This is a genomic window from Agaribacter marinus (genome assembly GCF_030160655.1).
Taxonomy (GTDB): Bacteria; Pseudomonadota; Gammaproteobacteria; order Enterobacterales; family Alteromonadaceae; genus Glaciecola; species Glaciecola marina.
On record NZ_BSOT01000005.1, the window covers coordinates 1,550,622 to 1,563,810 of the forward strand.

A 13,189-nucleotide genomic window follows, 5' to 3' on the forward strand; every position below is an offset into this window, starting at 1 on the left:
AATTTATGCTCCTTCAAGAAATGCTTTTGCGTCTTCAGGTTGAAATACATTTAGCTTTGCCACTACCTCAATATTCAAATTGGTGTCGGCCCCTTTTATTGTGCCATTGAAAACATTTAGACCGTTTTCCGCTTCCATTTCTAACACAACTTTAATCTTTAGCACACTCCCTAATGGAAAATAATCCACGGAAGTCTCATACCTTCTAGTCCCTAATAAAAACCCGAGTTTAGGAGGATTTCCCTGCGCTCGCTCCTGACTACCCGCATAGGCGGCAATAGATTGTGCTAGATATTCAATACCTACTTCGGCAGAAACACCCTTGGTATCAGAAAACGTTGAATCTTCACTTATTGTCACTTCAGATTCAAGCCAACCATCACCAAAATCGATTATTTTTGTCAATAAGCTCATCTTTCCTGAGTGAGGTACGAAATCGTCTACATCATACTTTTCGGTCATTTGTTGCGCCCTAAAACCAAAGAAATGTTATTCCCACCGAATGCGAATGAATTACTCAACACGTATTTAATATCCGAAACATCGACTGATTCGCATTTTTCATTACTTGCTAAATTTATTTTCGCTAATGACGGATCCAATGTCGGCGTGTTTATTTGCACTGGGATATATGATGGCTTCCCACTTCCGCCAAGTACGGAATAACAAATACCGGCTTCAATTGCGCCTGCAGCCCCTAAGGTGTGCCCGGTAAAAGGTTTTGTAGAGCTGCATAGCACATGTTCTCCAAATACAGTATTTACTGCCGTGGACTCCATTTGGTCATTCAATTGTGTGGCCGTACCATGAAGATTTATATAGGCTATTTGTTCGGGTGATAATTCAGCCATTTTTAACGACTCCCGCATACATTGTATCGCACCAACCCCCTTTGGCTCGGGCGCGGAGATGTGATGCGCGTCACTACTTTCTCCGTAGCCTAATAATGCAATAGTTGCCTGTTTTTTACTCACGACAAATAAGGCAGCACCTTCGCCAATGTTAATCCCTTTTCGGTCAGCACTAAACGGCGCGCATAGTTCATTACTCACTGCCTGCAATGCACTAAAACCTTGAACGGTCAATTTACACATGGTATCGACGCCACCAGCAATTACGGCGTCACAAATACCAGCCTCAATAAGCCGTTTAGCTGACGCTAGTGCTTTAGCACCAGAAGAACAAGCGGTCGAAATACCGTAGGCTGGCCCAGTTAATTTAGCGACCTCGGCAATAAATTGTGCTGGCGCGCCCATTTCTTGCTGACCATAGTCAAAGGTATCTGGCATCTCACCACTCGCCATTTTGCAACTTATGGCGCGTTCTGTGCCGTCTATTCCAGATGTACTGGTACCAATAACGACGCCCACCCTAGCACGACCATATAACGATACCATCTCGTCAACAGTTTTCACTATTTGCTGAAAAGCGAATAACGCCATTTGATTGTTTCGGCTTTGCCATTTGTTATGCGTTAACGGTATTTTAGGCAGCTCAAGATCTACAATACCAATAGGCAGAGGCTCACCTTGATGGAAAGCGCGACTATATGTCATCTTAGTATTAGAAGAAACTAAGTTGTTACGAACTTCATCAACTGAAGTGCCCACGGCACAGATAATACCAAGATCATTTAAATAAATGTCAGTTGAAGTCATAGTGGCAAATACTCCAACGTGTGTATGTCTATGTTATAGTTATGCATAAAATGAGTGAACGCAATGTGCGTAGCGCTAATGTATTCGACCTCCAGCACTTGCGTGTTTTTTCGCGATAATATCCTTTTGCCTTCAGACATATCTAGATCCCAACCATTTATTTTTGAATAGGATGTTTCAACCGCTTTGGTCGGCCATAACGCAAACTGCATCATGGCAAGCATGTCATGAGTAGGTAATGGAATATTCATTAAATTATCTTCGACGACGGTTGTTCCATCATAACGTAATGAATAAATAAATTGTCCTGTCGGTAGCAGGCCATTCATTTTGACTTCCGAACCAGTCAACTTAATCGCTACTAACAACTCCTTTGTTTGGTCGTTCGTAGTAAAGGTGAGTTTTTGTTGCAACACCGCCCTTGGTCCGTCAGAAGGCGCCAATAAGTGCAAACTTATGCGCGGTTCTTCACTGTTTCTGTTCGCGCATCCAAACAACATCAATAGATATAAAAGTACAACTACGCGCTTTTGCATATTTCAGATAACGTTGAGAGTCTCGAAGGTGTTTTTACATATGGATTCTCTTTATCCCATGCATACCCTGCCAAAATAGAACTGATCATCTTAGTAATGCCTTCACTTTTTTGTTTTGAAAACACGACTTGTTGAAAACGTTGATCATACCAACCTTCAACAAATTCTTTAAAGGTTTTCACACCGACTTTTAGCGCGTCTGCATATTCGCTTTCCCAATCAGGAGATTGCCCTGACAATTCTTTATGTACCGCAGCGGCAGCCAAACTTGCAGATGTCATAGCAATAGTCACACCTGACGAAAATATCGGATCTAAAAATTCACCCGCGTTGCCAAGCAATGCATAACGTTTACCATACAAACTTGTCACATCACATGAATAACTACCTAATGACCTTACTTGTGTGTCGTAAACCGCATGTTCAAGAATGTTGGCTAAACGACCACCTTCACTGACCAGTTGCTGTAAGCATGCAAGCGGTTCTGTGCCTATTTCATCGATAACTTCAGTTGGCGCGACAACCCCAAGCGAGCATCGCCCGTTAGAAAACGGGATCAACCAATACCATACTTCTGGAAGCTTGGGGTGCACAGTAATTAATATTTTATCTCTATCGTATTGTGGACAAACAATATTGTCCTCAATATGCGTGAATATTGATTTTCTGGGTGCCAAAGACGAATCTTTTTCGAGTTTTAGCATTTTAGGCAATACTCGCCCAAAACCACTCGCATCAAGCACAAACTTTGCAGAAACTTGGTATTGCTGATTATCTTCATCAAGTGCAGTAAGCAATCGAGCATTAGGTATCTCTTCGCATGCTACCAACGCATGCCCAAACCGTATTTGTACACCCTGTTTTTGTGATTCATCCGCTAAAATTTTATCAAAACAATCTCGCTGGACTTGAAAAGTAGTTCCCCAACCTGGTGAGAATTTCTCTCTAAAATCAAAATATTCGTACTCATCTCCACGGCTAAAAGCCGCGCCGTTCTTATATTGGAATGTCCCTTTCTTTACTGCATCAAGCATATTCGCTTGCTCTAAATACTCCATGCATTGAGGAAGTAAACTTTCACCAATTGAAAAGCGAGGAAAATATTCTTTTTCGAGTACAAGTACTTTGTAACCATTTTGCCGTAATAATGCCGAAGACACTGAACCCGCAGGCCCTGCCCCAATCACCACGACATCAAAAGATTCAATAGGTGTTTTTTCTTGCATTCGAGCACTGTGTGTCGCGGTCATAGTTCATGCTCCTTAAATAGCTTAGTAGACGCTTTAGGGGGATTAATATGTAAATGTTGTTCGCCTTCTGACTTGCTTGGTCTCATGAGCGCGGTAATCAGCCAAACCAAAGTTAGGCCAATCAACACAGTGATTCCAAAATGATACAACACTGGCGTTGCACTTAACGCAAGCAGACCAAACGCTAACAAACTTGTCAGGCTAGATAAAGAAACAGCTAGCCAAGTATGGCCTTCATGATCTGACTCATGCATGAATATTCCCATATCTAGACCAATACCTAACACTAAAATTGATGCAAGCAAGTGAAACATGTTTATGCCACCAGCTATGAACGTTACTGCCGCTAATGCAATTATTGTCGCCATGAATGTAGGTAAAGCAATTGAGACAAAAGCAGCTTTGTAACGAAGTAGTAGAACACCACTTAAAAGTAAGTAGGCAAATATAATAAGACGCGAAACCTGCGCAGCGTACTCGGCCATCAAATCAGAAATATCTTTTACTTGGTCAACATATAAAATGTCGTTTTGCGTAGACACGATCCTCTGAATCATTGTCACCTGCTCTTCATTTAAAGGTTGAGTAAACCTGAGCATACTTGCACTGCTAGCTTCTTTGGTACTTACCAATAAATCTCGCCAACCGTCACTTATCGCCAAATTTGCCCATTGCTCAGGCCTTATAAAATTACTCGCTTGCGCTTTTAATGCATTATATGCCTTGTTGCTAAATGCTTGATCAATACCAAGCATTCCATAAAACGTTGACAGTTGCTGATCGTACAAAGCATTGACCAAGCTAAATTGCGCCTTTTGAGTATCAATAGAAGGAACATGTTGTGATAAAGATTGAAATTTGGGCAGATCGCCATTTTCGACTTTTGCTGATATCGCTGGCAATATTGCTTCTTCTTTTCGCAGTACATCTTGAATACTATGTCCAGTAAACAATAAAAACTGCGTGTTGTTTGTACTGCCCAGTAGCGTTTGAATATGCTTTTCTTGCGCCATCAACTCCGGTGGTGATGTTTGCAATAAACGAATATCGCTCACAGACTTCCCCATAAGTATAGTTACCACACCAATGCACGCACATGCGCCTAAGAAGAACGTTAGCTTGGCATTACCTGCGACCCTCGGTAAAAAATTAGTATATCGACTAAGCACCTCAGCAAGTGGCAATTCAGATAAAGAATCTTTGCGAGTGAACATGGGCAGAATCAATACCACACTCAGCCAAGATGACACTAAGCCAATGATAGAAAACACTGCCATTTGTTGAATGCCGGGGAAAGGTGCAAATAGCTGTACAGAGTATGCCATCACACTCGAAAATAGCCCTAAAGATAAACCTGAAACAATGCGTTTTAAGGTATTACTGTTACTTGATTGCTGCCTTTCACATAAATAGTGAAGCGAATAGTCAATCGATACACCAACCAACCCGGCGCCAAAAGCAATGGTTATCAAGTGCAATTCACCAAATATCAACAAGGCACCTGAAATTGCATTCAAAATACCCACAGACAACGGTACAAACACTAACAACAAAGGTTTAACGCGGCGAAAAACAAACAGTAATAACACCAGAACCCCGAGTAAGGATCCAATACCAATGGTACTGATTTCATTTTTTGCCTGACGAGCACCTGCGGCAGCGTGCACAATCATGCCTGAAATGCTTAGCTCAATATTGCCTTTGCTTAATGTTTCATCCAGCGAAGACAAAAAACGCATAATTGTGTCTTGAACATCTAGTGAAAATGGCGAATCATTCAAGTTGAGTAACAGCATGTATGTAGGCTTGTCAGCACCGGTGACTTTTAAATACGAATGCTCAACTTGAATATTTAAGTCTGAGGTTTGTCGTAAACCTAATTTTATGAAAAAACCAAATGGATCGCTTACCAAATCTGCACGCACCCCAACTGGACTTAACACGTTAGACACACTTTCTTGTACCAATGCGCTCGTATCATTTTGTGCTAAACGCGTTTGCAAGTCCTTATCAAGCGTAACAAATCGATAACCAAACATTTCTTCTTCAAAGTTGTCTAAGGCGTTTGCATCTACTTGATATTGAACATTGTCAATATATACAATGTCTTGCGCTAATTTCGCTGTCTGTTCCACCGCCTCTAATAACTGTTTTTGATCATCGCCACTGACTAACAACAGCACGCGCTTTGAAAATCGAGAAGAAGATTGCTCGGTCGCCTGTTGAACTAAGGGTATTTGTTGCGAGTGCGGTAAGAGCGACATAATGCTGGAATCAAACGTTGGCTTTGAGCTGAACGCAAATATCGAAATAGTCACAATGCTGACAAGCCAAAAGGTAGCTAAAAGTCCGCTGTACTTTAAAAACAGACCTGTTGGCAACGCTCGCTTTATCATTATTTTGCTATTTCCCCGCGGCTTGTACTGCTTTGTTTATCGCCACTGTTATCAAATAGATTTTGCGATGATGAATCAAATGCGATACGTTCAGTCCCAATATTTTGAAAACGAATCGTTGTTTTATCACCATTTTGTTCAAACAATCTTAATGATTGAATATACTGACTTCCTTCTGTTTCAATGTGTGTAAATACTTGCTGAAAGCTTTCGTCTGTCGGGGTTAGCAATAAAAACCAGTCACCACCTACTACTCTCCCTTGAATATCAAAATACTTGTCTAATTGATGCCACTGAGCGGTAAGAACAGACAAAAAGACTTCACTTAATATCGCTACCACAGGATTTTCGTCAGCATTTAGCTGCATTATTGCTTGATCATTTTGCTGACTCACGATTTGTGTCGCCGAAATAGAAATCTTATTTTCTATAGGTTTTATCGTTATCCAGTGAATTTTTTCACCGTTTAGAAACTCAAAACGCCCCTCGGATTTTACAGAAATACCAAAATCAGAAAGGAGTTTACTTTGCCTGAAATCGCCAAATAAGGTATTTGGCGAAACAGAAAGTACAGATAATTGAGACGTATCAAAATCTTTTGTTAACGACATTTTCATGCTAGTTTCTTGCTCATCAATTACTTTTGATTCAATGGCTTGCGTATATTTGCTCAAGACTAACAAACACAAAACAAGGACAGGCATTGCCGTGTGAGTACGCCACACATTGCAATTTAGTATGTGACTAAGTTCCAAAGAGCGTAAGCACATCAGACTGGCTACATTAATACCTTGTAAAAAGCGTCCAAACATCAATTTTCTATCTTCTCAATACCAAGCTTTTCAAATAAAACAGCCGGGGATTCAAACAACATCTCATGTGTTTTTATGTCCACGGCGACTTGCACTGTTGTTGCTTTAGTCAAACGCTTTCCGGTTACCTTGTCGCAGATTTTGTATTCAACTTTTAAACGATTTTCCCACTCAACAAGCTTCGCAAAAACGACAAGCACTTGATTATATGTAAGGGGCCCAGCATACCGTATATGTAAATCAATGACGGGCCACGCATAACCTGAAGTCTGCATTTCCGGTACGTCGTAATTAATAGTCTCAAACAACGCGCAGCGCGCAATTTCTAGATATTTAGCATAATGCCCATGCCAAGCAACTTGCATAACATCTATGTCATGAAATGGAATTTGTATTTCAACACTGTTTTCAATCATATTTGCGTTCAATCATGTTTTGGCTCTATCATTTTAAAACACTCATCGTCTTCTTTTCTTTACCTTCAAGTTTTGTCACTGACCAAAATGGAAAAAAATTAAACCATTGCAGTGGCGCAATTTGACAATAATGCGCTAGTCTATCAGCAAACTCCTGCACAACCATATCAAGCGACGCTTCTCTAGTTTTTCGCGCAAATTTTAATTGCTCAGAAAAAACGTCAACATAAATATGGTACTTTCTACCTTGTTTTAGGCAAAACAGTAAATGTACCGGGCACTTCAACAAGCTGGCCAATATAAAAGGGCCTTGAGGCAGTGATGTTTGATGCCCCAAAAACTCAACGTTGGATACGCGTTCATTTTTCTCTGGTGTCCGGTCACCCGCAATCACGATCATTTCGCCACGGTCAATTCGCTCAGACAAAAGCATTGCTGTCGCTGGAGATAAATCATTCACCTGCAATAATTCAGCTTGGCTTTCGTTATTTAGCTGTTTCATTAAGGAGTTAAACTTTTGCGCATGTTGCGTATTCACAATAATAGTAAGTTTAACCGCATCCAACTTTTGGCGAAGTGCGTTGCACACTTCGATATTACCTAAATGCGATACTATTATCACAGTGCCACGTGTTTGGCGCTTGATGTTATCCACGACGGATGGCGTTTGAAATACGATATCATTAGCATCGATTTTACCCATCCAAACCAGCAGTTTGTCGAGCATCATTTGACCAAACTGCATAAAATGTTTAAACGTACTTAGTTCTTTTGCTTGATTGGGACTAAGGTAAGGCGTGATATATTTTATATACTGTTTAGATGCGTTTCGTGCCACGCTGCTTGCAAAGTAATAATAGGCCATAACAGGCGCAAGAATTAGTGTAAAAATGGTTCGGCCAAACACGCTGTATATAGCAAGTAAAATCTTTATACCCAATACCGTGCCGTTTTCTTGCACTTGCGTCCAATGCGTTTGATTACCTGACGCTTCACCATTTTTACTTGCCATGTTGCCCTCCAAACGTTTGGCGCAACTGTCGACGTATTAATGTTGGTAAGCGACGTAACATCCCAAAGAATAAGCGAGTATGCATCCAACTAATGAGCGCATTGTCTTTGTACAATAAGAAATGAGAAACACCATCACTTGGATAATTCACTTGAGTTGGGATATGTTTGATTGCGCCACCTACCCATAACCACCTCACAATAACTTCAGGATCAAAATCCATTCGGTTGCCACAAGGGGCTGTTTCTAGTAAGCGATTAAACTGCAGAATTGGATACAACCTAAAGCCGCACATGCTATCTTTAATCGTAAATGACAATGTATTGATCCACACCCACACATGCGTTAAATAACGTCCGTACAATCGCCCTTTAGAAATGCTGCTATCATAGACAGGGTAGCCTGCAATCAACGCGCTAGCTGCTTTTTTTCCTTCCATAATAAACTGCGGAATATCGGTTAAATTATGCTGTCCATCTGCGTCCACCTGCAAGGCATGTGTATAGCCTTTCGTCTCAAGTACATTGAGACCCGACTTAACTGCATGCCCTTTACCTCCATTTTGATTTAATATCAAAAGGCTCACGCGATCTTTATATTTATCGGCAAGGGACGCTAGTACGTGCCTACATTGCTCTGTGCTGCCATCGTCAACCAATAAAACATCCAGTTTATATTCAAGGACGTCCATTAATGTAGCAGCAATAGCATGCTCATGGTTGTAAACAGGAATCAAAACAGCTGGACGAAATAAGCGGTTACTCAAAACAAATCCGCCCACTAGCATGCAAACCTTTTGCAGACCGATAATTAAATGTCACCTTATTTTTCCCTGCATCAAAGCTAAGTTGAATATCAATTAACTCGTTGGGTTGAATTACTTTGGAAAATTTAACCACTTCAAGCCGTAAAAATTTTGATGAGATATCAAAGTAATAACGGGCCCATTTGTGCGCCCAATGCAGTTGCGCAACGCCGGGCAATATTGGGCTCCCTTCAAAATGTCCATCAAAATATATTAAGTTTGACGGTATTGTCGATTTAACAAGCACGTCGTTATCGGTCTGACTGACATCAATAACATTTGGCCATTCAGCAAATATTGGCTCGCTCACTATTTTCTCCAAAGATGCTAATGGTAGCTTCCCTTGTTTATTTACAGGTAGACTGTCTACAAATCGCCATTTGCGTGGCAGCGCAATTTTATCTACATATGCGGTCAGGATGTGTTTAAAGCTCGAGACTAAGTTTTTACGCCCGAACGCCATCATATGCCCCTTACCCAAATCTGATAACACAAGCACGATTGCTACTTCAGTGCGACGACTGGATACTACCAGTGCTTTAATGTCGCTGACTCGTGCGTCTTTGAGCAAGGCATTCTCGATAGTATTTAGTGAAACTCGCTTACCTTCTATTTTAACGATTTGGTCACGCCTTCCGCGTAGGTCAAATTGTCCATTGTCGTACATATATAGTTCGTCACTGAGAACATTCACTAAATCAGAAGAAAACGGTGAATTGACTTCCCATGACTGTTCATCATTTTGAACGATGGTAACACTAGGTAAGCATGACCAAGCAGCGTTACTATTCGTTGAAAGGTCTTGTTGTCGCCAAGCAATCACACCTGTTTCAGAACTACCGTATACTTCCCAAACAGGCGCATTTACCAGTGTTGTCATATTGATTGCATCAGATTTTTTTAAGGGTGCAGCCGCTGAAAAAACGTTCAAACAGTTAATCGTAGACCAGTCCAAAACATTATTGATTCGAGAAATATGTGATGGACTAGAAACAAACACCACAGCGTCATGGTCCTTTGCCGCAAGCAGCAACTCTTCTGTGTATTCACACAATGATGCATATATAATTTGCCCAGCACAAAACGGTCGAAATAACCAAAATGTTAATCCGTACAGATGCTGATGACTGACTGTCGATAGCACGACTGAGTCGGCACGAGGCACCCATTGTTTTTTTAAACAATGCAATTCTTCATCTATATCAGCAATAGTTTTACCTATAGCTTTTGGCGCGCCGGTTGAACCTGAAGTATATATTTCAAGCACGACTTGCTTAGGTGGAATAGCCTGCCAAATGATGTTATCGGCGTTAATATGCTTACAATCGTCACTTGGGGTAACGGCGTTTGGAAACTCACCAATAAAATGGTCAAAAACATGTGGGCAAGCATCAACCGTTGCTTGTCGATTGTCTCCAAGTACGCAAGCAATTCTCCCCAGTTGCCATAATGCTAAACATATACAAAGAAATTCGATAGGATCAGTTTCATAAACTGCGTACCGATTGCCGTCGACACATAACAGTGTGGCATGCCATTGTGCTACACGTTCAACCAATACTTTTGTTGACAGCGACATATGGCTAGGCATAGAAAGAGGTTTGCCGATTGAAATAGTGCGTTCTGGTTGCACCACCATCCAAGACGACAACGGCACATACGTCATATTTGACATTTAAACCATCATCCTCATAGTAGTTCCCCATCCTTTTTGGCTTTTTGTTTTACATATTGACGAACAAGCCACTCACTACCGCCCAACACTCCCATCAAAACGTATGCAATGATGCCATTGTACAAGGTCCATATTTCGGTTGATGCAAACAAAGCGGTGTAAGCAGCAACTGAGCCATTTAACACAAAAAACACGCACCACATTTTTGTCACATTGCGCGTATATACAACGCCAGAAGCAGGCAAATTTGGTTCTTTTAATCTTGCTAACTTTTCGACAAACGTTTGCGAGCTAAAAAGGCTTGACGCAAATAGAAACAAAAACCCCGCATTCATCACCACAGGATAGAATTTTAAGCCAGAGGCATGCCCAATAAATAACGTTAACAAGATCAGAATAAACGCACTAACTAGCAGCAGCTTCTTTTCAGATGTTTGACCAATGGCAAACCAACGAGCAGCTAGCAAAAATATCAGCAGAGGTAATAACCACTTGGCTTCAAAATTTTGTAACCCCCAATAAACAAGAAGAGGATAACATATGCTTGCAATAATAATGGCAGCCGTAAATACAGCCCTCATCTATCTTTTACGCAGCAAGTTTATCAATTTGTTCTACAATGTCGTTTACCGTTCGAACTGACTTAAAGTCTTCAGGTTTTATTTTTATGCCAGTCATTTTTCGAAGCTCTACAACTAAATCAACAGCATCAATACTGTCAATATCAAGGTCTTCATACAAATTAGATTCAGGTTTAATGTCTGATGGGTCTATTTCAAATAGATCTTCAAACAAATACGAAATTTTTTGGAATGTCTCTTTTTCAGTGCTCATAATTGATCTTACTATTTAGTTCTGTGGTTATTTACTAGTTCTACTAAAGCATTTACATTTGCAAAATGCGCGCGCGTTTCATCCGAATTTGAGTCCAATTTAATGCCGTAATTCTTCTGCAGAGCTAAGCCTATCTCCAATGCGTCTATTGAATCCAAACCTAATCCGTCAACAAATAACGGCGCGTCGTCTTCAATTTCTTCTATTTCAATGTCTTCCAAATCGAGACATTTAATAATCATTTCTTTTAATTCACTTTGTAACACTGTCATTCACAGCAACCTCAGCATTGAAATATTTTGTTAAAAATTCAGTTAGTGCTCTCGCACCCAACGAATTACTCGCTTCCTGTTTAAATCTATCGGCTCGAATCAGCGACTTCGTTGTGATAGTAAAATGCATAGGTCTTTCTGGGATGTTGTACCATTTAGCATGTTTTGTTAAAGATATCGGTTCGCATGTAATTGTCACAGGCGTAATATCTACATCGGCACGCAACGCAATATTTGCAGCGCCGCGCTTTAATTTTAAAGATTCTCCAGGAATACTTCGCGTACCTTCTGGAAAAACAATCATTACTTGTCCTTTGTCAAACGCCTCTTTTGCTTGCTCAATAACATCATCAGCACAGCCGCTATTAATAGTGTAACCCGCTGATTTTATTGCAAAACGCATACATGGATTTTTGAGCAAAGCACCTTTTACAACGCAGTTGGCATTTGGAATCAAACCAATTAAAAATACAACATCTAACAAGGTCGGATGATTTGCGAGTACTAGTTGCGAATTACGCAGTGCTTCTATTCCCTTCACGTCATAGCTCAATACACGCAGTAAACGCATCAATTCAATAAAGGACTTAAACCCCAAATGAATACACTTTTGCCCTCTTTTTTCCCGTACTAAACTATCCCCAGGTAAAATGTATAATATCGGTACAGCAATAATCGGAATGATGACACCCCCCACTCCAAATACTGCAAAACCAAATGCTGTTGCAACTAACCGCCACACAAAATTAACTTTATTAAGCAACATTGGGGTACTCGTCAATTGCCCACGTTGCACCGTTCAAAATACAGCGCACACCTTCAGTACTTCCCAACAAAAATGAAATAAACGCTGGGATTTCAAATACCTGTTCGGACGCCGGGTACATATTATTGGATTCAATTTGCTGCAACGAAATTTGACGCCCTTTGTGTCGATTGAAAACCATCGAGATGGCATAAGGAAATGGCAATGTTCGTGAATATGGCGAATAGACTTCTGGTAACGGCACATCATACAGTACGCACAATACCCTATCATGCACTTGAAGTTGTCCAGCAACTTCTATCAAAGCACTGACCAAATGCCCATTAGATGCAGATATCGCCGTAATTGCTTGTTTATTTTTACACGCAATTGAGTATAAGCCACTGACTGCGTTATGCACGGCCAAACTAAACCCTGTCGGCGACATATCTTCATCTTGGGCAATACTTTCTAATAAAGACAGCGTAAGCACCGTATCTCCGTGTTGAGATGCAAACACACAAGGCAAATTTTGCTCTTCAAATGGTAAGGCTGAAATGGCACCCATCGCACCTTTTCCCAATTGATTAAAACGACGTCTTAACATCATCGGAACATGCTTTAGATTTGGGGCAAGTTTATCATTCGAGATATCTTGTCGCCCTGTTAACCATTTTGCCCAATCGGCTTCACTTTCCAAGGTAGGTGCCAAAGCGCTCCATGCTTCTAAGTGTAAATCCACCAAAAACTGACTCCATCCAAACATACAGATTATGGT

The 13,189-nt window shown here is 40.8% G+C and carries 15 protein-coding genes; all 15 read right to left on the minus strand.

Features of this window, described 5'->3' with window-relative positions; genetic code table 11:
• Positions 1 to 3 precede the first annotated feature (3 nt).
• The 15 genes from QQK00_RS08380 to QQK00_RS08450 are packed head-to-tail and all read right to left on the minus strand — an operon-like array spanning position 4 to position 13,153.
• Positions 4 to 462 carry a hotdog family protein gene (locus QQK00_RS08380; protein WP_284217022.1) on the minus strand — a complete coding sequence of 153 codons (459 nt, stop codon included), beginning with the start codon at positions 460 to 462 and terminating at the stop codon, positions 4 to 6.
• Entirely contained in the window at positions 459 to 1,658 is a 1,200-nt protein-coding gene (locus tag QQK00_RS08385) for a beta-ketoacyl-[acyl-carrier-protein] synthase family protein (RefSeq protein ID WP_284217023.1), read from the minus strand. Before QQK00_RS08385 ends, QQK00_RS08380 begins: the two co-directional genes overlap by 4 nt.
• Positions 1,655 to 2,194, minus strand: a complete 540-nt coding sequence (locus QQK00_RS08390; RefSeq protein ID WP_284217024.1) for a DUF3261 domain-containing protein — start codon at positions 2,192 to 2,194, stop codon at positions 1,655 to 1,657. The genes QQK00_RS08385 and QQK00_RS08390 overlap by 4 nt, the downstream gene beginning before the upstream one ends.
• Entirely contained in the window at positions 2,179 to 3,444 is a 1,266-nt protein-coding gene (locus QQK00_RS08395; protein WP_284217025.1) for an NAD(P)/FAD-dependent oxidoreductase, read from the minus strand. The genes QQK00_RS08390 and QQK00_RS08395 overlap by 16 nt, the downstream gene beginning before the upstream one ends.
• The gene (locus QQK00_RS08400) at positions 3,441 to 5,840 is read right to left on the minus strand and encodes an MMPL family transporter (protein ID WP_284217026.1); all 2,400 of its coding nucleotides are present in this window, start codon (positions 5,838 to 5,840) and stop codon (positions 3,441 to 3,443) included. The genes QQK00_RS08395 and QQK00_RS08400 overlap by 4 nt, the downstream gene beginning before the upstream one ends.
• Positions 5,840 to 6,652, minus strand: a complete 813-nt coding sequence (locus QQK00_RS08405) for an outer membrane lipoprotein carrier protein LolA (protein WP_284217027.1) — start codon at positions 6,650 to 6,652, stop codon at positions 5,840 to 5,842. Before QQK00_RS08405 ends, QQK00_RS08400 begins: the two co-directional genes overlap by 1 nt.
• A complete protein-coding gene (locus QQK00_RS08410; RefSeq protein ID WP_348521148.1) occupies positions 6,652 to 7,068 on the minus strand; it encodes an acyl-CoA thioesterase in 417 nt (138 codons plus the stop codon). The genes QQK00_RS08405 and QQK00_RS08410 overlap by 1 nt, the downstream gene beginning before the upstream one ends.
• 28 nt (positions 7,069 to 7,096) lie before the next feature.
• Positions 7,097 to 8,080 (minus strand): lysophospholipid acyltransferase family protein, encoded by a 984-nt coding sequence (locus tag QQK00_RS08415; protein ID WP_284217028.1) that lies wholly within the window; start codon positions 8,078 to 8,080, stop codon positions 7,097 to 7,099.
• On the minus strand, positions 8,070 to 8,846 hold the full coding sequence (locus tag QQK00_RS08420; RefSeq protein ID WP_284217029.1) for a glycosyltransferase family 2 protein: 777 nt from the start codon (positions 8,844 to 8,846) through the stop codon (positions 8,070 to 8,072). Before QQK00_RS08420 ends, QQK00_RS08415 begins: the two co-directional genes overlap by 11 nt.
• Positions 8,839 to 10,560 carry an ApeI family dehydratase gene (locus QQK00_RS08425; protein WP_284217030.1) on the minus strand — a complete coding sequence of 574 codons (1,722 nt, stop codon included), beginning with the start codon at positions 10,558 to 10,560 and terminating at the stop codon, positions 8,839 to 8,841. Before QQK00_RS08425 ends, QQK00_RS08420 begins: the two co-directional genes overlap by 8 nt.
• Before the next feature lie 14 nt (positions 10,561 to 10,574).
• The gene (locus tag QQK00_RS08430) at positions 10,575 to 11,141 is read right to left on the minus strand and encodes a COG4648 family protein (RefSeq protein WP_284217031.1); all 567 of its coding nucleotides are present in this window, start codon (positions 11,139 to 11,141) and stop codon (positions 10,575 to 10,577) included.
• Between the two features lie 7 nt (positions 11,142 to 11,148).
• Positions 11,149 to 11,394, minus strand: a complete 246-nt coding sequence (locus QQK00_RS08435) for an acyl carrier protein (RefSeq protein ID WP_284217032.1) — start codon at positions 11,392 to 11,394, stop codon at positions 11,149 to 11,151.
• A gap of 11 nt (positions 11,395 to 11,405) precedes the next feature.
• Positions 11,406 to 11,666, minus strand: coding sequence for a phosphopantetheine-binding protein (locus tag QQK00_RS08440; protein WP_284217033.1), 261 nt, complete (start codon positions 11,664 to 11,666; stop codon positions 11,406 to 11,408).
• Positions 11,647 to 12,432, minus strand: a complete 786-nt coding sequence (locus tag QQK00_RS08445) for a lysophospholipid acyltransferase family protein (RefSeq protein ID WP_284217034.1) — start codon at positions 12,430 to 12,432, stop codon at positions 11,647 to 11,649. The genes QQK00_RS08440 and QQK00_RS08445 overlap by 20 nt, the downstream gene beginning before the upstream one ends.
• Complete coding sequence (locus QQK00_RS08450) at positions 12,422 to 13,153, minus strand: beta-ketoacyl synthase chain length factor (RefSeq protein WP_284217035.1); 732 nt, start codon at positions 13,151 to 13,153, stop codon at positions 12,422 to 12,424. Before QQK00_RS08450 ends, QQK00_RS08445 begins: the two co-directional genes overlap by 11 nt.
• Between the last annotated feature and the right edge of the window lie 36 nt (positions 13,154 to 13,189).